The organism is Streptomyces sp. NPDC005202 (genome assembly GCF_040608235.1).
Taxonomy (GTDB): Bacteria; Actinomycetota; Actinomycetes; order Streptomycetales; family Streptomycetaceae; genus Streptomyces.
The window spans coordinates 565,344-583,401 of sequence record NZ_JBEXHW010000002.1 but is presented as its reverse complement, the minus strand read 5'-3'; the positions used below and the strand labels follow the sequence as shown (position 1 = coordinate 583,401).

Below are 18,058 nucleotides of genomic sequence, written 5' to 3'. Positions count from 1 at the left end.
CCCTCGCCGCGGCCACCGGTGCCGCGCTGCTCCTGCTGTTCGCCCCCGCGGCGCCCGCGACCGCCGACCCGTACGACACCGTGACGGCCGACCCGACCGGCCGCATCGCCGCGGACGGCACCGTCACCCTCTCCGGCACCTACCGTTGCACCGGCAGCACCGGACCGGCGTTCCTCAGCTCCTCCGTCGCCCCCAGAACTCCTCGATGCTCCGGCACGCCCTCGGCGGCACCCGCGCCCTGCGCGACGGGTTCGACCACGCCTGGCAGAACACGGGCAGGACCTCATCGGACGCCCTCAAGCCCGGTGCGGCCCACGTCGAGGCGACCCTGATGGAACTCCGCCCCCAGGACGGCCTGCCGGTGTCCGGCTTCCACGCGGTGCAGCAGCGGGACGTCACCTCCACCGAGGGCTGAGAACCGCCGGCTCGGATGTCGTGCATGCGAAGGTGACCGAGGCGGGAAGGTGCTACCTCCGGGCACAGCCATCATCCCGACGACCTCGCGTACGCGGACAGTGGTGCGAACGGGCGGGCGCACAGCCCGATGCCGCCCAGCGAACGACCCGTCACTCGCGGGATCGCCCAGACCTCGTTGCACAGAACCGGCGGGCCCTGGGGCCCGCAAACAACTCCACTACTGCGGGCTGCCTTTCCCCGCCGACCAAATCACCACGGTCACCAGGACAGGATGCGCGGTGTCGGGTCCTTGTCGCAGTCCGCCGGGAAGCCGGCATACGTCTGCCGCGTGAGAGGAACATCGGGATACAGACCGTCGCTGTCCGGCAGGTGTGTGTTACGAGGATGGATGTGCTTCTTCATGACGCAGCCCGTGGAGTTCGTGACGAGGACGGAAGCATCGCAGCGGACCTGATCCCAGAACGAGATCTCCGGCTTCACCAGCGGCCTGAAACCGGCGAGAGCCGGGTTCTCGGCCTTGAAGTTCAGGAAGATGCCGCGATCGAACGACTCCTTCGTTCCGGTCGTGGGCTTGGTCCATGTGTTCGTCTTCACCGCGGCCGCCCAGTCTGGTCGGCGAGGCCGGGCCAGGTAACGGGCGCGTCCCACGTGCCGTCCCAACTGCCGCCCTCGCGGACCTTCTGGGTCAGTGCGTCGACCCAGACGAACGCGTAGGGCCCCTGGTCCAGCGGACGGTTGCGGAACGCGGCGACCTGCTCGTCCAGGTGCCGGGCCATCGCACTGACCTGGGACTTCGACAGCTGGGTCACGCCGAGGGACTCGGCGAGCTTTTCGACCCGGCGGGTGGAAACGCCCAGCAGGTAGGCGGTCGCGACCACCGAGATCAGGGCCTGCTCGGCCCGTCGGCGCCGCTCCAGGAGCCAGTGTGGGAAGTAACTCCCTGTCCGCAGCTTGGGGATGGCGAGTTCGACCGTCCCGGCCCGGGTGTCCCACTCCCGAGTGCGGTAGCCGTTACGGTGGTTGACTCTCTCGTCGCTGACCTGGCCGTACTCGGCCCCGCACAGGGCGTCGGCCTCCGCCGACATCAGCGCGTCGGCGAATGTCTTGATCATCGCCCGGAGCAGATCCGGACTCGCCGAGGCCAGGTTCTCCTCCGCGAGGGCGTGCAGGGGCACACTGTCAGGTGCGGTCATCGTGCTGATTCTCCTTCAAGATCTTCGTCGTTCTCGAAGGATCAGCCGGTGGCCGTTCTCATATCCGGGCCCCCACTCCGACGCCGAGGCAACCCCCCGGATCAGGCGAATCCGTACACCACTTCCCAGGACGCAACCCGGTTGAATCCACCCCGTGCCCTACGGCGACCGTGGGTTCTTCCAGGGCTGCACCGCGACGATGGTCAGCCGGGCAGCATCTCCGGCTGAGCGGCACGGCGTTGCGGAGAAGCTGAGGAACTATCTCGACGAGCTGGTCACCGCCAAGGAAAAAGCACCGGGTGACGACCTCTCCGGGAAGTTCCTGGCCTCCGCGCAGCGCTCGCAGCAACTCAAGTGGGAGATGGCAGTCGGCGTCGCGGAGGGGATCGTGCAGGCCGTGGCCTCCGCGAACTGCCACAATGAACACTTCGGCGATGCGTTCGGCATCACCGACGCGCGCGGCCGTGAGGAAGCGCGGGCAGCCCGTGACCGTTGATCTCCGTCCCTTTACCGGTGACGACATCGCGCTGCTGCTGTCCTGGGTGGGCAGCAGCAGCGCGATGCGCCTGTGGGCCGGGGACGCCTTCCGCTGGCCCTTGGACGAGGCGCAGCTTGCCGCATACCTGGCCGAGACACGCACACCGGGTCGCCGCAGTTGGACCACGTGGGACGGGCGGGGGCAGGCCGTGGGGCACGCGTCGCTCCGTGTCGACTTCCCGGCACGCAGCGGTCGGCTGGGCCGGGTGCTGATTGCGCCGCAGGCGCGCCGACGCGGGCTGGCCGGCGAGATGCTGCGACAGGTCTTGGAGGTCGCCTTCGGAGATGTGGGCCTGCGCCGGCTGGAGCTGGGGGTCTACAGCGACAACGTCGCGGCTGTCCGGCTATACGAGCGAATGGGGTTCGTCGCCGACGACCAACCCGGCGCAGACGAGTGCCGGCAGCGGGTGGTCCATATGACGCTGGACGCTCAGTGACCGGTAGGCAGGTCCCGGGCATCGGCCCACACGGCGTCGAAGGCGGTGATCAGCCGTGCGACCTCGCGCGGGCGCCGCAGGACGCGCGGCGTCCGGCCGCCCGCCGCGTCCCGTCGGCCGGCCTGACGACCACATTGCGGTCGAGGATGAGCACCCAGTCCCCCGGAGCGTCGGTTATCCCGATATGGGCTCCGCGCTGCACCAGTTCCTGCACGTAGTCCCGTGCCTCCAGGTCGTCGAGCGCCGCCGCCTGCACGATTTTCCGTACGGCGACGCCCTTGCGCAGGGCCCGGCGGCCCAGGGGCATCGCTGCCGCGATGCTCCCATGACGGGGTCGGCGAAGTCCGCCGGCCCCGGCAGGTCGCTGGCGAAGCGGACCGAACTGCGCGGCCCGAGCGCATCGTTGCCCGCGAGGCTCACGGGATTGGAGTGATAGGCGAGACCGGCCACGGGAACCAGGGCCTCGAGCCCGGCACTCTGGGCGTAGGCGAGCAGGGTGACTTCGTCCGGGTCCTCGTCGGTCGCCTTGGCCGCGGCGAACTCTGCGAAGCCCCGTGCGTGGTCGGCCGGCAGTACCAGCGTGCCGCCGCGCCCCCTCCTGACCCGCATTCTTGCAGGTCGGACAGGGTGCGGCGGCATTCGCCATTCAGATGTCCCGGAAGGTCTCGATCTGCGCCCCGATCGAGTTGAGACGCTCGGCGAGGTCCTCGTAACCGCGGTTGATGACGTACACGTTGCGCAGCACGGACGTGCCCTCGGCCGCCATCATCGCCAGCAGGACGACCACGGCGGGGCGCAGTGCGGGCGGGCACATCATCTCGGCGGCGCGCCAGCGGGTCGGGCCCTCGACCAGGACCCGGTGGGGGTCCAGCAGCTGCAGGCGCCCGCCGAGGCGGTTGAGGTCCGTCAGGTAGATGGCGCGGTTGTCGTAGACCCAGTCGTGGATGAGCGTCTTGCCCTCCGCGGAGGCCGCGATGGCCGCGAAGAACGGGACGTTGTCGATATTCAGGCCCGGGAACGGCATCGGGTGGATCTTGTCGATCGGCGCCTCCAGCTTGGAGGGCCGGACGGTGAGGTCCACCAGCCGGGTGCGGCCGTTGTCGGCGACGTACTCCGGGCTGCGGTCGTGGTCCAGGCCCATCTCCTCCAGGACCGCCAGCTCGATCTCGAGGAACTCGATGGGCACCCGACGCACCGTCAGCTCCGACTCGGTGACGACGGCGGCGGCCACCAGGCTCATCGCCTCCACCGGGTCCTCGGAGGGGGAGTAGTCCACGTCGACGTCGATGGTCGGCATGCCGTGCACGGTGAGCGTGGTGGTGCCGATGCCCTCGACCTTCACGCCCAGCGCCTCCAGGAAGAAGCACAGGTCCTGGACCATGTAGTTGGAGGACGCGTTGCGGATGACGGTGACGCCGTCGTGGCGGGCGGCCGCGAGCAGTGCGTTCTCGGTCACGGTGTCGCCGCGCTCGGTCAGCACGATCGGCCGGTCCGGGCGGACGGACCGGTCCACCTCGGCGTGGTATTGGCCCTCGGTGGCCGCGATGTCCAGCCCGAACCGGCGCAGCGCGATCATGTGCGGCTCGATGGTCCGCGTCCCGAGGTCGCAACCGCCCGCGTACGGCAGCTTGAAGCGGTCCATTCGGTGCAGCAGCGGGCCGAGGAACATGATGATGGACCGCGTGCGGCGGGCGGCGTCGGCGTCGATGGCCTCCAGGTCGAGGTCGGCCGGCGGCACGATCTCCAGGTCGGTGCCGTCGTTGATCCAGCGGGTGCGGACGCCGATCGAGCCCAGCACCTCCAGGAGGCGGTACACCTCCTCGATCCTGGCCACCCGGCGCAGCACCGTGCGCCCCTGGTTGAGCAGCGAGGCGCACAGCAGCGCCACGCACGCGTTCTTGCTCGTCTTCACGTCGATGGCGCCGGACAGCCGACGACCACCGACCACCCGCAGGTGCATCGGGCCCGCGTAGCCCAGGGAGACGATCTCACTGTCCAGGGCTTCACCGATTCGGGCGATCATCTCAAGGCTGATGTTCTGGTTGCCGCGCTCGATGCGATTGACGGCGCTCTGGCTGGTGCCGAGCGCCTCGGCCAGCTGGGCCTGTGTCCAGCCCCGGTGTTGCCGGGCGTCACGGATGAGCTTGCCGATGCGTACGAGGTAGTCGTCTGCCATGGGGTTGAGGCTATCTCAGATATGAGATGGTGCCTCCTGGGGGGTCCATTGAGGTGATGGACCGTCAGTGGCGCCTACTGCTACGGGTGCGACGCCACCCGAAAGATCCGGGCAAATCCATTGATATCGCACTACGTCCCGTACTGCTGTGCGTGTGCCGCGGGCCGTTCCTGCCGCCGGTGGTGATGGACCAGGAGCGCTTGTTGATGTTCAGCCGCACTCAGGGGAGGAACCGAAAACGCTTGCGGAACGTGAGGGGCATGCGGTGCCTCCTTCCAGGCCTCGTGGGGCATGCCAGGTCCCCTTCGGATGCCCCGAGTTGGCGGACTGATGGGTGTACGCCCCGAGTTCGCCCCTTGTTCGCCCTGATTTCGCCCCGAGTTCGCCCCTGGTTCGCCCCGTGTCCGCGTGCGAGGCGACCGGGTGGCGGCCCGGGTGCCCCGGCGTGGAACCCGTCGGGGCACCCCTCCCCGGATGCCCGCGCCCACGGGCCGCAGCTTCGAGAGCGAGGCGATCCGGATCTTCACGATCCGGATCTTCACGCCGCCGACGGCCGGGACCTCCGGGATCCGCGCGGTCGGTGACCGGCGCGGCCTCTTCCTGTGGCTCGGCCGGGACTGGCCGCAGGCCGCCTGACGTCGGGCTCTCGGCTCCCCGCAGAGTCGGCGCGCGCCACGGCAAGTGGCCCGTCGCAGTGAAGGTTGAGCGATTCTCAGCGAAGGTTGAGCGGTCCCTACGGAGCCCGCAGTGCCCAGGTGAGCGATCAGAGGCCCGGTGCGAGGACGCCGGCAAGCTCGATCGTGTGCGCGGGTGGCGCGGTGAGGCGGTCGACGTCGGCCCGACGATCCGCACGGCCGTCGGGACCGCTTCTCTCAGACGAGGTGGCGCTGGTCCAGGCTCTTGGGTGCGATGGCCGGGTACGCGAGAAGACGCCGCCGGGGAGCGGGTTGGGGCGGATCGGCGGGGGCGGGGACGAGTTCGCGCACGCCGAGATCGACGGGTCGCGCGCAGGTCGTACATCTTCGGTACGAACTCTTCCTCGCCCAGCAAGGACTCGTACTTCGCTCTCGAGCACCTGCGCCCGATCATGCGGAGCCTGAGGGGCCATGAGAGCGCCCGCGCGGCCATGCTTCGCGATGAGCGGGGCCATGGGTTCGTCAAGGACGCCGACTACGACTCCCAGCTCAGGGACGCCATCAGCCGCTGGGAGACCTACCGGGAACTGCACTCCTCCCGAAGCGTCAGCGCCTCTGAATGACGACAGGCCTTATCCGAGTGAGGAGTACGCCGTGCCCGAGGTAGAAGTCGTCCTCTCGACCCCGCTCGCCCAGTTCGCCGACGGCGAGAGCAAGTTCCGGGTGCCCGCCGGCACCTTCCAGGAGATCATCGACAAGGTCTACGAGCGGCATCCGACACTGCGCGTGCGCATGGAGGACAAGTCCGGCGCCCTTCTGCCCTTCGTCAGTGTCTACATCGGTGAGGACAATATCCGTGATCTCGGATCACTGGATGTCGCGGTGGCGCCGAACAGCACGGTGATGATCATGTCGGCGGTGGCCGGTGGCTGAAGCCAAACCGTCGCGGACCATCCGCGAGGCCACGGTCGCGGACGCCCGGGCCATCCGTGAACTCTACGGATTCGGCGACGTCGAGGAGTTCGCGGCACGACTCGCGGACCCGCCCACAGCACCCGGGACGACGCACTATGTGGCCGAGTCCGACGGTGAGATGGTCGCGGCCTTCGCACTCACCGCCCTCGGCCGACTGCGCCCCGGCGGAAGGGACCGGCTGATGCTCCACGAGATCAAGCTACGGCCGAGCGTCCGAGGGGCCGGCGTCGCGGAGGACATCCTAGCCTGGCTGGAGACCGGCCGCGCCGTGGGCACCGAGAGGGAACTGCTCGCACTGGCCCCGCTGGGGCAACGTCCCGCAGCCTTCGACCAGTTCGGGCTGTCGGAATCCCATCAGGCGTTCAAGTGGGCCGTCGTGGAAGGAGACAGGCGCACATGATGGAGCGCGCGACATCGCCACACAGCGCGGAGTTCGCCGACTGGCTGGCCGGGCTGCGGGACTGGGCCGGCAAATCACCGGAGGGTGCCACCGCCTGGCGTGAGGCGGCCGGTCAAGGGCTACTGGCCCTGCCCGTACCCGCAACGGCGGGCGGTACCGGCACCGGCTACGAGGCTGCCTGCCTCGCCCTGGAGGCGTTCGCTGAGGAGAGCGGTCGAAGCGGCCTGCCCTTCGCGATGGCGGCTCAGATGTGGGCGTGTCAGGAACCGCTGCTCGCATTCGGTACCCCAGACCAGCACTCCAGGTACCTGACGCCGCTCATCGAGGGAAGGGCCGTCGGCGCCTTCGCAGCCACGGAGTACGACTCGGGCTCGGACCTGTTGTCGCTGCAGACCCGCGCCGAGCGGGACGCCGACGGGCGGTGGCAGCTGAACGGCTCCAAGACCTTCGTCACCAACGGGCCCACCGCCGACGTCTTCGTGATCCTGGCCCGCACCGCCGAGGGCAGTGCCCTCTCCGGGCTGACCGCCTTCCTCGTCCCTCGCGGCACCCCGGGCCTGCGGATCGGCAAGGACATCGACAAGGCCGCCCTGGAAGGGGCTCAGCTCGGTTCGCTGCTCCTGGACGACTGCATGGTCGACGACAAGGACCAGCTCGGCGGAACCGGCTGCGGGTTCGCCGCGCTCATGCATGCGATGCGCCACGAGCGTGCCTTCATCCTGGCTCCGGTCCTGGGGCTCATGGCCCGGGCGCTGCGTCGCGCAGTCGAACACGCGCGGGCACGCAAGCAGTTCGGGCAGCCGCTCAGCACGTACGACACGATTCGACAGCGCCTGGTCCGGATGCACCTGAGTCTGATGAGCGCGCGCGAGGTGCTGTATGCCACAGCTCGTGCAGCGGATGAGGACTCCCTGGACCATGGCCGGTCGTCGCTGACGAAGCTACACGTGAGCACCGCGTTCAACCGGTTCTGCCACGAACTCCCCGATGTGTACGGCGGTTACGCGCTGCTGCCCGAGACAGAGGCCATGACGCTGACGGCCGACGCGGTGGCCAGCCGGTACTACTCCGGAACCTCCGACATGCAGATGAAGATCATTGCCGAAGGGCTGGGTTTGTAGATGACACAGGACACTGTGCTCGAGTCCGTCGTTGCCGCGGTGCGGGAGGTGGCGCCGGGCGCCCGGGTCTCCGAGGACACCCAGCTCATAGCTGAGCGGATCATCGATTCCCTGTCACTGCTGAGCCTGGTCGCGCTCCTCGAGAAGGAATTCCCCGTCACCATCCGGGACGCGGAGGTGGTGCCGGCCAACTTCGAGAGCCCGACCGCCATCCGCGCGTTCTTGAAGACCAAGGGCTGCTGATGGCTCCCGGACGATCCCTTGTGGACGACCTTCGCGCGACCGCCGCGCGCCACGGCGACCGTCCCGCCGACATGGACGGGACGATCACGCTCACGTACGAGGCACTGGACGCCGGCGCGGAGCACATCGCGGGGGCCCTGCGAGAGCTGGGCGTCCGGCCTGGGGACTGCGTCGTCTGGCACGGGGCGAAGAACGCCCTCGCGGTGGCGACCGTCCACGGCATCCTCCGCTCCGGGGCCGGCTACGTGCCCGTCGATCCGGACGGCCCCATCACCAGGGCCGAACTCATCGTCGGGCGCAGCCGCCCTCGGGCACTGGTGGCGGACGCCGAAGCCCGGGACCAGTGGCGTACGGTCATGCCGCAGCTCGTCTGGCAACCCCTGACCGCCAGCTTCGAAGGGGCCGACGCGCTGTGGTGCGCGATCCCGCAGGACGCACCGCGCGCGCCGGTCGCTGATCTCGCCTACGTACTGCACACCTCCGGCAGCACCGGCGTTCCCAAGGGCGTGGTGCACACCCATGCGAGCGCCTCGGCCTTCGTCGACTGGTCGGTCCAGGAACTCGGGCTCACCGCGCGTGACGTCATCATCAACTCCGCACCGTTGCACTTCGACCCCACGACGCTGCACCTCTTCGGTGCCGCCCGGGTGGGTGCCGCGGTCGCGCTGATGCCCGCGTCGGCGGCACCGTTTCCCGCCGCCTACATCGACTTCTGCCGGCAGGTCGGCGGGACCGTCTGGTACGCCGTGACGTCGACCCTGGCCTGGCTCACCCGCCGGGGCAAGGACCTGCTGCCGGAGCTCGGGACACTGCGTGCGGCGGTGGTCGGCGGCGAGGTGCTGCAGCCCGACGACGTGAACGTACTGCTGTCGGCCGTGCCCGGGCTGCGGCTGCTCAACGTGTACGGCCCCACCGAGAGCAACGTGTGCACGTTCCATGAGGTCCGCGGTATGCAGCTGGCCCATGCCGTCATCCCCATCGGGCGGGTGCTTCCCGGCGCCGAGATCGCCGTGGTGGACGAGCGACTGGAACCGGTGGAGCCGGGCTCTGCGGGCCAACTCCTGGTCCGGGGCGCCATGCTGATGGAGGGCTACCTCGATCCCGACCAGACGGCCCGGGCGTTCGTCCGGACCGCGGACGGGCGGTCATGGTACGCCAGCGGCGATCTCGTCCGGGAGACGCCGTCGGGAGAACTCGAGTTCATCGGTCGCGAGGACGCACAGATCAAGTCGCGCGGCTTCCGTGTCGAACTCGGAGAGATCGAGCGGCACCTTCGCGCGCTCGGCGGCGTCCGAGAATGCGTCGCCGTGGCGACACCGGACGCCGTCTTCTCCAACCTGATCACCGCGTTCGTCACCGCGGACCACCCCGACGACGTCAAAGAACTGCCCGACCTGCTGCGCGCCCGGCTCCCGCACTACATGATCCCGCAGCGCATCCTGCTGGTCGCGGACGAACTGCCGCGGAACTCCAACGGGAAGGTCGACCGCAAGGTGCTGGCGGAGTTGGCAGCACGACCGACGCTGGGTGAGATCCCCAGCCTTACGATCATCCGCTGACGGAGGGAAGAACCGTGACGCTCCCGCCTGCCCTCGCCGCCGACGACGACGCCACCGAGGTCCTCAAGGTCCCCAACTTCCGGCGCCTGTGGGCCGCGAACGGTTTTAGGTACGCGGCCTCCGAGGTCGCCGGGTTCGCCCTGCCCGTCACCGCGCTCCTGCTGCTGCACGCGCGTCCGCTGGTGATGAGTCTGATCTTCGTCTGCAGCCGGGCGGGATTCCTGACGGTTGGTCTGCCCGCCGGCGTCTGGATCGACCGCTGGCGCAAGAAGCCGGTGATGGTCTGGGCAGACGTCGCCTACGCCGTCGCCTTCGGCAGCATCCCGGTCGCCTATTTCCTGGACGTCCTCACCGTGGCCCAGTTGATCGTGGTGGCCCTGGTGGTCAGCATGGCCGGGGTCTTCTTCGAAGTGGCCCACAGCAGCGTGCTGCCGTACGTGCTGCCCAGACGGCGAGTGGCAGACGGCAACGCCCGGCTGCAGACCTCCCAGACCACCATTCAGGCGATCTCCCCCAGCGTCGCGGGCGTGGTGACACAGAGCATCGCCGCACCTGTTCTCTACTGCTTCGTCGGGCTCTGCCACCTGATGTCGCTCCTGCTGGTACGACGTATCCACCCGTCCGGGGACGTCGCGCGAGGCAGGACCACGCCCGAGCGCAAGTTCCGCCGTGAGATCGCGGACGGTATGGGCGTCCTGTTCAAGCAGCCCCTGCTCCGCCTGCTCCTCAACCAGGCCGCCATGAACAACATCGGCGCGGGCATCATCCTGGCCATGCTGCCGGTCTTCCTTCTCAAGGAGATCGGCATCTCGACCTGGATGTTCGGCCTGCTGTCCACGCTCGGCGCCCTGGCCGGGTTCGCTGCCTCTCTCCTGGCTCCACGACTGCGGCGCCGGTTCGGTGAGATCCGGATGACGCTCATCTTCTCCGCCCTGGCACCGTTCGCCGTGGTGGCGGCTCCCCTCGCCGGCGTCTTCCGAGGCGTCGCCGTGCCGCTCATAGCGCTGGCGGAGGTCCTCATCGGCGTCGCCATCGTGGGCCGGTCGGTGTCCACGGCCGGACTGCGGGCCCGGGTGACCCCGAACGAGTACATGGGCCGGGTCACGGCCGCATACAGCGTCGTCGTCCAAGGGGCCACACCTCTGGGGGCCCTCGCCGGCGGCCTGATCGCCAACCACTGGTCCACCGGCACGGCTCTGTGGGCGGGAGCCGTGGCCATGGGCGTGCCGCTCGTTCTGCTGCTTCTGTCCCCCATACGCCGCCACAGCAGACTCCCCGAAGAGTGGGAGGTCCGCGGCTGAAGCCCGCAAGCACACACAGAAGTACCGTGATCAACTGGAGACACGCATGACCAACGCGCTGGAACAGGCCGCTGCCGACTACGCGGAGCACGGCTTCGCCATCATTCGCAACGTCATCCCCGAGGACCTCCTCGAAGAAGCACGCGAACACGTCGACTGGCTCACGGCCAAGTACCCGCAACTACGTCCCGAGCACTTCCACCACCCGCTGATCCGCAACGACGCGTTCTGGGTCCGTCTCATATCGGACCCGCGGCTCGTGGACATCGGTGAGTACTTCCTCGGCCCCGACCTCGCCTGCTTCACCGCGCACTACATCTGCAAGCCGCCCTACGACGGCCAACCAGTGCTCTGGCACCAGGACGGCGCGTACTGGAAGCTCGCACCGATGAACGCTCTCACGGTGTGGCTGGCCGTCGACGAGAGCACCACCGAGAACGGCTGTCTGCGCATGATCCCCGGCAGCCACGAACTGCCCTTGTACGAACCGAACCTGCGCACCGACAAGCCCAACATGCTGTTCTCGGAAGCCGACGGCGGACTGGTACGCCAGTGGGCCGAGGAGCGGGGCATCGTCGACATCGAGCTGAACCCCGGGGACGTCTCGATCCACCACCCCCACCTGCTGCACTGCTCGGAGGCGAACACCTCACCGAAGCGGCGCTGCGGGCTGGACATCGGGTACATCGCCACCTCCACCCGCATCGAGAGCCAGGGGCTCTACCTGGATCCGGTCCTGGTGCGCGGCGAACCCGTCGAAGATGTGAACAACTACCGTCCGCTGCCGCGGTACTCGCCCGGCGAGACCATTGCGTTCGCCGGCCACGAGACGTGGAACGACCAACCCGGCGTTACCTCCGGCTCCGCCTCCGTCGTCGAGACCCCCATCGTCACGACCGAGCGCATGATCGCACGCCTGAAGGAAGGCACCGTCGCCCGGTGAACCCGGGACACGGGCACCGGGCGTGACCGTGCTCGGCGAGAGCGACGCCGCGGGACCTGGGAAAGGACCAAGGAGAGCATGCAGAGAGTTGTCTACCTGCGGGACCGGCCGGACGGCCAGCGGATGAAAGACGTCGTGTACGTCCATCCGCCGCGTTACAAGGGCGAGGAGTTCCAGAACCCCGCTGGACTGCCGCGCCCGGTGGTGGGCGGGCTGCCCTTTCCCTGGGTCACCCCCATGGGCGACGGCCAGCCGCTCTTCCGCGAGATCGAGCGGGTGAAGGCGGAGCTGTGCCGCCGGCTCTGGGGCTGCCAGGTGTGCGAGAACGATCTGGGCACCACGGCGTGGTTGGCCCTTCAGGAGCCGCGGGACGGGTCGGCGGTGGTGTCCTCTGCCGCCATCCATGCCGAGTGCCTCCGGATTGCGGTGGACTACTGCCCCGTGCTGGGCAACCCGAGCATGGGATACGTGTTCACGGAGGCGTACGAGGACGACATCGTCGCCGTCTCCGACACATCACCGGACCGGAACCCGCATACGCCCACGGCGCGGTGGCATCTGCGTCCGGTTGTCGAGACCTCGCGACCCAACCGGGTCCGCAGGTTCCATTCGCTTGCCGAAGTCAAAGCAGCAGGCCGGGGGTCCGCCTCCGAAGAGACGAATACCTGTTGACCTGCGCGTCCGCAAGATCCGCGACGTGGTGGTGTCTGGCCCCGCTCAAGGGTTCGCGGTGGAGCAGATGGAGCACGGTGTCCTTCGTCGGGTTCTGCGTCGTGTCGGCTTGGCGGGTTCGCCGCCCCGGCTGCTGGTGGCGGTCAGGGTTCGTGGGCCAAGTGTTCTTGGGTGAGTCGCTCCTTTTTGCGTCGGTGGTAGAGGTATGTGCGGCAGGTTGCTGAGCATGTGAGGCGTATCTGGTTCTTGCGCCCTGGCAGCAAGGGGCCCGAGCAATAGGCGCAGATCGTCGGCTGTTCTCGGGGCGGTGCCTTTGGATCGGGTGTCGGCAGTGGGGATTCGCCTCGTTCGATCCGGCGACGTAGGTAGGCCCGGTGGCTGCAGATCTTCGAGCACCAGCGTCGTCGGCTGCCGGGGCCGAGTGGGGTGTCGCACTCGTCGCAAGTGGGCTGCGTCGCCAGAGCTTCGGCCCGTTCCCGCTGCCGTTGCCTGTAGCCCCTCTGACGGCAGCTCGCCGAACACCAGCGACGCGTTTCTCCATGGACGGCGATGATCAGCTTCTTGCCACAGAACAGACACGTCACGGTCTGCTGCTTGTCCGGTTTCGGGTGCCGCCGCCGGTAGACCTTCTGTCGGCAGGCCTGTGAACAGGTCTGTTTGTGACTGCTGCCGACGGTGGACTTGCCGCACTCTGCGCAGTGCGTGCGGTCGAGGATCTCGCGCAGGGCGTCCGGGTCACGGCCAGTCACAGCGGCCAGGCGGCTCCAGCTGGGGTGGCCGCGGTGCAGTGGCGGCTCGCAGAGAAAGGTTCGCAGGTGGTCGGCCTTGAGATGGTTGACGGCGGCCAGACGCGCGATGAAGGACCTCGCGCGCTCTCCGGCGACGGGGCGGACCTGGACGGGGAGCCGGACCAGCGGACGGTAGTCGGGGGAAGGCATCAGCAGGCGGTCTCAGCAGGTCGGTGGGGTCGGGTCGCGGTAGCCGGTCCGCTGGTTGCGGACGTAGGCGTTGAGCGTGGAGAAGGAGATCGAGATGCCGTGGTCGTCCATGAGCGTCTTCCAGATCTCCTTCGCGCTCACGTTCCGCGTGATCATCGGGATGACGATGTGCCGGACCGAGGCGATGACCGGGGTCTTCCGGTAGCGGCTCGGGCGTTCACGGGCGGGCGGCATCACGGCGGTCAGGGCCGCGCGGACGATGCGCCGGCTGACGCCGTGCCGCTGGGCGAGATGCCGCAGCGAGAGACCGGCTTCCGCGTCCTTGCGGATGGCTCGATAAAGCAGGTAGGTGCCCCGGGGCAGTCGCTGGTACTGGCCGGTGACGGTGGTCCGCCGACGGGCAACAACGGCGTCCGTCAGGGCCAGGTTGAGGTGGTCGGCCGGATGGCCGGTGAGGACGGCGAGGCGGTCGAGACGGGGCTTTCCGGTCCAGTTGGGCGGACCACAGGCGATCGCGTGCAGGGCACTGGGCCGAAGGTGGTTGGCCTTGGCCAGGCGCCTGATGTAGTTCTCGGTGCTCTCGTCCAGGTGCGGACGGATACGCATGGGAAGCGGAGCCGCGGGACGTTCGTCGGCGATACCGGACGACATGGCGGGGCGATGCCTTTCTGCGCGGTGGTCAGCTGGATTCCGAACTGTGGTCAAGAGGGACCGCTTGGAGACTCGCCTTCGTGATCTTCTCGCTGCCGGTCAGGATTGCGTCTAGGGCAGCGCCTCTGATCAGGTGGGACAGGGAGCCGATCATGCCGTCGGTGCGGTCATGCAGATACCGGTCGAGAGCGGTGAGGCTGCCGGGCTGGTGGTCGTGCAACCGCAGCGAGTCTTCCAAGGTGGCCACCAACCCCTGCCATTCCGTGTTGTAGGGCAACGGCGCGGTGGGGACGAGAGTGAAACGTCCGGCGATCTGCTCGCCGCGGGTGCCGTCGAACAACCCCGCCCGCTCGACGTTGATCCCTGCGTAGACGAACGTGGCGGGAATACGCTCGGAGAAGTACTTCAAGGTGTCGGAGACCTCGGCGCCGGACCTGGTCGTCAGCGAGATGTTGTGCAGCTCGTCGACGAGGACCAGGCCCAGGATGTCGGTGATGTTCGAGCGGACGCGGACCGGCAGGCCGAGGAAACGGGCGAACTCCACCGCCACCATCCGGGCCGTCGCGGCGGGCGGGACGGTGATGTAGACGGCCGGGATGCGGTCGCTCACTCCGGGATGGCGGGCTCGGTCGAGGAGCTCGTGGGCCCGGCCGAGCTGGGTGATCGCGGTGGTCTTCCCCGTGCCGGCCGGACCGGAGACGATCAACCCGCGCCGGGCGCTGACCGCGTGCCGGTTCAGCAGGACCAGGCGGCGGCCGCAGGTGACGGTGTGCTGGACGGTTGACGTCGCCACCACCAGCAGCCGGGTGTGATGGTCCAGTCGGTCCTCGTCGTAGCGGGTCAGCTCCGCCGGGCTGAGTGCTGCCCGCTCGGCCGCACTCAGCAGCGCGGGTATGACGGGCTGATCGTCGACGAAGGACCGCCAGCCGGACAGGCTCGTCAGATGCCGCTCGGGCTCGCGCGGACCGTTGGCGAAGGGGGCGAGCGGGTCGTGCGGTGCGGTCATGAACGCTTCCAGGGATCGGCGAGAGGATCGAACAGGCCCAGCGGGATCACCTTGGCCAGCGGCGTCTCTTCCTCCGCCACGGCTTCAGGAGCCGGGTCGGGCTCGGTGACAGGCGCCGGCGTTGGAACCGGCGGGGTCGCCTTGGTGCGGGCGGCCACCTGCTTCTCCCGCCGCGTACGTTTCTTCGGCTTGCCCGCCCCACCCTGTTCCGGACCCGCATGGGCCCGCGTCAGCAGAGCTGCGGCGGCCTCCGCGATCTCCGCCTCGGTGCCCTTGGGCAGGCCCTGGGCAGCGTGGTCCCAGGCCAGTTCACCGAAGGGAACCGGGGTGTGACGCAGGTGCTTCCAGGTCGCCCCGATCCACTCGCCCTCGCCGTGGTGATTGCGTACCCAGATCCGGGAGATGTCGTAGGGGTCGTGATGGACCTCCCACAGCCCCTTCTTCTCCGCGACGCCGGAGTGCTGACGGCGGATCAGGCCCGGCCCGTCGTAGGTGCGGCGCTTGATCCTGATGCCGTAGTCGTTCACCGCCCGCCAGGTCGACGGCAGCAACTCGACGTAGTCCTCGGCGCTCAGCGCGACCGGGACGTAGCCGCAGGCCTCGACCAGCGCGGCGTACTTCTCGTTCGGCGTGAACGAGCGGCCCGGGTGCAACGGGTCACGCAGACCATCGTGTTCGCGATTTTGCCACGTCGCGACGAGCCATTCGTCGAGAAGCTCCTGCAGTTCAGGCAGCGACCACAGGGGCTGCTTGTCCAGGTTGCGGCCGCGGTGGTCGGTGCTGCGGCCGGTGTAGCCGGCGACGAACTGCGCGAAGAGCGTGCCGACGGAGTCCAGCATCTTCTCCACGTGCCCCTTCTGGAACGGGGACGCCTTGTGCGTGGGCTGGAAGTCGATCTCCAGGAAGCGGCAGGACGCCTTGAAGTTCCGGGAGATGAACACCTTCCCGTGGTCACAGACGATCATCTCCGGCACGATCACCGGCTTCGCAGCCGCGTGCTCAAGGCGCTCGTCGATGTCCAGCAGCCGACGATAGGGCAGCACCGACCTCGACATCCGCAGGGCGTCCACCCAGCCCGGCCGCATCACCTCGGGGGTGAGTGCACGGGCCAGCAGCATGCTCGCGTCAACCGACTTCGTGGTGGGCCGCAGCACCGCCGCGGGCACCGTCCTGGTCGCGACATCGACCATGCCGGTGAGCTCGATCTTGCCCACCACCCCGTCGTCCAGGCGGACCAGCACGTCCAGCGGGGTGGAGTCGATCTGCACCACCTCGCCCGGCGCGAACACCGTCCACTGCCCGAACGGCGTCTTCGCCCCGTGGGCGCGTGAGCGGCGGTTGCGGGCCGTCGCCGAGACCGGTTTGCCGTAGGTCAGCTTGGCCAGCAGCCGGTAGAGCGTTGACTGCGACGGCAGTTCCACCGCCTCGCCGTTCTCCCGCAGGATCTCGCCGGTCCTCCAGATGACGTAGGTCCCGGTGCGGGTGGAGTCGTCGACTCCCTCCTTGAGCGCCTGCCGCATGGCCTCGACCACCGCGGCGTCGACCGACCCGAACTCCGGCTTCTTGCGCACCGGTCGGCGGTCGGCGAGCCCCAGCAGCCCCTCGGCCTGGTAGCGGCGCCGGAAGTTGCCGACGTACTCACGCTGACCCGGTAGCCCGCGGCCGTCAGCTCCGCCGCCTTCGCCCGCTCCCGCGCGGTCAGCGAATGGCGGGCCGGATCGTACTCAGGCCGCGGTCCGGCATCCTCATCCCGATTCGGATCGACGCCGTGCAGAACTTCCAGGATGTGATCCTCCCACCACAGAGCCTTCTCCCGCGCGTGCTCCGGAAGCGCCTCCAGCAGCGACACCGGCGGCAGCGGCATCCGCACCGGGCTGCCGAGCACCTCGAAGCCCTCATCCCTCAGCAGCACCGCCAGCGGAACCTCCCGCAGCGGCTCGTCCTCGGCAGCCAGTTTCACCGCACGGGCGGACACCGCGAGCACCGCCCGCTCCTGACCGGCAAACCGGACCCGATCGCCCACTCCTACCGTCGCCGGCCTCGACAGCCTGCGCATCTGGCTCCCCTCACCGCGTGTGTCCCGTCTCGGACGCAGCAGACCATGCCCCCGGTCTCCCTGCTGCCGCCCGACCACAGGACCTTCAGACGTGTGCACCACCGTGCCACTACTCAGCAGAGCATCACCAAGGTCAGCGCGAAGGACCCCCGCCCAGAGCAGGTGGAACAGCGCGGGCAGGACCCGCAGGACATCTCCCACCTCCTCGGCTCCCGCCCGCAGCCCATGAGGCTGCCGGAAGACCTCCACCAGACGCTCGACGACATCGCTCTCACGGCCGCACCGCCCGTGCCGGTAGCGGGCCAGCCACCGCAGATTCGCCATGAACACCGGATCCGGGACACCGGCGTGAGCAAACTCCCAACCCACCGCCGAACAGGCCCGCTCGGTCGCGACGAACGCTTCCGCGGTCCGCTCGTCGACATCGTCCTCAGCCCGGACATCGACCACGCGGGCTCGACCGTCGGTCAGCCGTACGAAGTAATCCGGCGCGTGCCGCCGCTTCTCTTCCTCCTCGCGCCAGTGCAGCCAGAACGGCTGTGAGGCGATCCCTACCACATCCGGCGCGAAGTCCAGCAGGATCAGCTGGTCCCGCTCCAGCCACGACTCGTAGCCCACATGGCCGCCGGTCGTCACCGCGTAGTACCAGCCCGCGAAGCTGCGGTCACCCTTGTTCCACCGGAACCCGCGTACGGGCGGTACGTCCTCGAACCGGACACCCCACCCAGAGCCCAACGCCGTGCGACGACGCCGACCGCTATCGAAGAAGTCCAGGTCAAAGGCGCCCAGCACAGGATC

General features: G+C 68.8%; 21 protein-coding genes and 2 pseudogenes. 13 read left to right on the top strand and 10 right to left on the bottom strand.

Going from position 1 to position 18,058, the window contains the following annotated elements:
• Positions 1-26 precede the first annotated feature (26 nt).
• Positions 27-415: pseudogene (locus tag ABZV31_RS06495) on the top strand (DUF6299 family protein).
• Between the two features lie 260 nt (positions 416-675).
• Here the strand turns inward: ABZV31_RS06495 and ABZV31_RS06490 are convergent.
• Positions 676-1,011, bottom strand: coding sequence for a hypothetical protein (locus ABZV31_RS06490; protein ID WP_355888920.1), 336 nt, complete (start codon positions 1,009-1,011; stop codon positions 676-678).
• Between the two features lie 68 nt (positions 1,012-1,079).
• Positions 1,080-1,610, bottom strand: a pseudogene (locus tag ABZV31_RS06485) (transposase); the annotation flags it as partial.
• Between the two features lie 154 nt (positions 1,611-1,764).
• Here ABZV31_RS06485 and ABZV31_RS06480 point away from each other — a divergent pair.
• Positions 1,765-2,106 (top strand): hypothetical protein, encoded by a 342-nt coding sequence (locus ABZV31_RS06480; protein ID WP_355888917.1) that lies wholly within the window; start codon positions 1,765-1,767, stop codon positions 2,104-2,106.
• Entirely contained in the window at positions 2,096-2,584 is a 489-nt protein-coding gene (locus ABZV31_RS06475; protein ID WP_355888914.1) for a GNAT family N-acetyltransferase, read from the top strand. The genes ABZV31_RS06480 and ABZV31_RS06475 overlap by 11 nt, the downstream gene beginning before the upstream one ends.
• Positions 2,585-2,633: 49 nt before the next feature.
• Here ABZV31_RS06475 and ABZV31_RS06470 read toward each other — a convergent pair whose 3' ends face one another.
• The 3 genes from ABZV31_RS06470 to ABZV31_RS06460 all read right to left on the bottom strand — a co-directional run bounded on the left by ABZV31_RS06470 (position 2,634) and on the right by ABZV31_RS06460 (position 4,980).
• Complete coding sequence (locus ABZV31_RS06470) at positions 2,634-2,891, bottom strand: hypothetical protein (RefSeq protein WP_355888911.1); 258 nt, start codon at positions 2,889-2,891, stop codon at positions 2,634-2,636.
• A gap of 339 nt (positions 2,892-3,230) precedes the next feature.
• The gene (locus ABZV31_RS06465) at positions 3,231-4,760 is read right to left on the bottom strand and encodes a UDP-N-acetylglucosamine 1-carboxyvinyltransferase (RefSeq protein WP_355888908.1); all 1,530 of its coding nucleotides are present in this window, start codon (positions 4,758-4,760) and stop codon (positions 3,231-3,233) included.
• A 64-nt stretch (positions 4,761-4,824) separates the two neighbouring features.
• Positions 4,825-4,980, bottom strand: coding sequence for a DUF4236 domain-containing protein (locus tag ABZV31_RS06460; RefSeq protein WP_355888906.1), 156 nt, complete (start codon positions 4,978-4,980; stop codon positions 4,825-4,827).
• A 254-nt stretch (positions 4,981-5,234) separates the two neighbouring features.
• Between ABZV31_RS06460 and ABZV31_RS06455 the strand changes: the two genes are divergently transcribed.
• From ABZV31_RS06455 to ABZV31_RS06410, 10 genes are all read left to right on the top strand, one after another.
• Positions 5,235-5,396 carry a hypothetical protein gene (locus ABZV31_RS06455; RefSeq protein WP_355888904.1) on the top strand — a complete coding sequence of 54 codons (162 nt, stop codon included), beginning with the start codon at positions 5,235-5,237 and terminating at the stop codon, positions 5,394-5,396.
• Between the two features lie 490 nt (positions 5,397-5,886).
• Complete coding sequence (locus ABZV31_RS06450; protein WP_355888901.1) at positions 5,887-6,018, top strand: hypothetical protein; 132 nt, start codon at positions 5,887-5,889, stop codon at positions 6,016-6,018.
• A gap of 31 nt (positions 6,019-6,049) precedes the next feature.
• On the top strand, positions 6,050-6,328 hold the full coding sequence (locus tag ABZV31_RS06445) for a hypothetical protein (RefSeq protein ID WP_351031713.1): 279 nt from the start codon (positions 6,050-6,052) through the stop codon (positions 6,326-6,328).
• Complete coding sequence (locus tag ABZV31_RS06440) at positions 6,321-6,770, top strand: hypothetical protein (RefSeq protein WP_355888898.1); 450 nt, start codon at positions 6,321-6,323, stop codon at positions 6,768-6,770. The genes ABZV31_RS06445 and ABZV31_RS06440 overlap by 8 nt, the downstream gene beginning before the upstream one ends.
• The gene (locus ABZV31_RS06435; RefSeq protein ID WP_355888896.1) at positions 6,767-7,891 is read left to right on the top strand and encodes an acyl-CoA dehydrogenase family protein; all 1,125 of its coding nucleotides are present in this window, start codon (positions 6,767-6,769) and stop codon (positions 7,889-7,891) included. The genes ABZV31_RS06440 and ABZV31_RS06435 overlap by 4 nt, the downstream gene beginning before the upstream one ends.
• Entirely contained in the window at positions 7,892-8,134 is a 243-nt protein-coding gene (locus tag ABZV31_RS06430) for a phosphopantetheine-binding protein (protein WP_355888893.1), read from the top strand.
• A complete protein-coding gene (locus ABZV31_RS06425; RefSeq protein WP_355888890.1) occupies positions 8,134-9,693 on the top strand; it encodes an amino acid adenylation domain-containing protein in 1,560 nt (519 codons plus the stop codon). The genes ABZV31_RS06430 and ABZV31_RS06425 overlap by 1 nt, the downstream gene beginning before the upstream one ends.
• 14 nt (positions 9,694-9,707) lie before the next feature.
• Positions 9,708-10,994: an MFS transporter gene (locus tag ABZV31_RS06420; RefSeq protein WP_355888888.1), complete on the top strand. Its 1,287-nt coding sequence runs from the start codon at positions 9,708-9,710 to the stop codon at positions 10,992-10,994.
• 46 nt (positions 10,995-11,040) lie between these two features.
• On the top strand, positions 11,041-11,937 hold the full coding sequence (locus ABZV31_RS06415; RefSeq protein ID WP_355888885.1) for a phytanoyl-CoA dioxygenase family protein: 897 nt from the start codon (positions 11,041-11,043) through the stop codon (positions 11,935-11,937).
• A 78-nt stretch (positions 11,938-12,015) separates the two neighbouring features.
• A complete protein-coding gene (locus ABZV31_RS06410; RefSeq protein WP_355888882.1) occupies positions 12,016-12,609 on the top strand; it encodes a hypothetical protein in 594 nt (197 codons plus the stop codon).
• 143 nt (positions 12,610-12,752) lie between these two features.
• Here ABZV31_RS06410 and ABZV31_RS06405 read toward each other — a convergent pair whose 3' ends face one another.
• From ABZV31_RS06405 to ABZV31_RS06385, 5 genes are read right to left on the bottom strand one after another with little or no spacing between them, the layout of a single operon-like run.
• Complete coding sequence (locus ABZV31_RS06405) at positions 12,753-13,547, bottom strand: hypothetical protein (protein WP_355888879.1); 795 nt, start codon at positions 13,545-13,547, stop codon at positions 12,753-12,755.
• Positions 13,548-13,559: 12 nt separating this feature from the next.
• Positions 13,560-14,198: a hypothetical protein gene (locus tag ABZV31_RS06400; protein ID WP_355888876.1), complete on the bottom strand. Its 639-nt coding sequence runs from the start codon at positions 14,196-14,198 to the stop codon at positions 13,560-13,562.
• Between the two features lie 28 nt (positions 14,199-14,226).
• Complete coding sequence (locus ABZV31_RS06395; protein ID WP_355888873.1) at positions 14,227-15,204, bottom strand: ATP-binding protein; 978 nt, start codon at positions 15,202-15,204, stop codon at positions 14,227-14,229.
• Positions 15,201-16,667, bottom strand: a complete 1,467-nt coding sequence (locus tag ABZV31_RS06390; protein ID WP_355889037.1) for a Mu transposase C-terminal domain-containing protein — start codon at positions 16,665-16,667, stop codon at positions 15,201-15,203. The genes ABZV31_RS06395 and ABZV31_RS06390 overlap by 4 nt, the downstream gene beginning before the upstream one ends.
• Positions 16,577-18,052, bottom strand: a complete 1,476-nt coding sequence (locus ABZV31_RS06385; protein ID WP_355889035.1) for a TnsA-like heteromeric transposase endonuclease subunit — start codon at positions 18,050-18,052, stop codon at positions 16,577-16,579. The genes ABZV31_RS06390 and ABZV31_RS06385 overlap by 91 nt, the downstream gene beginning before the upstream one ends.
• Positions 18,053-18,058 lie beyond the last annotated feature (6 nt).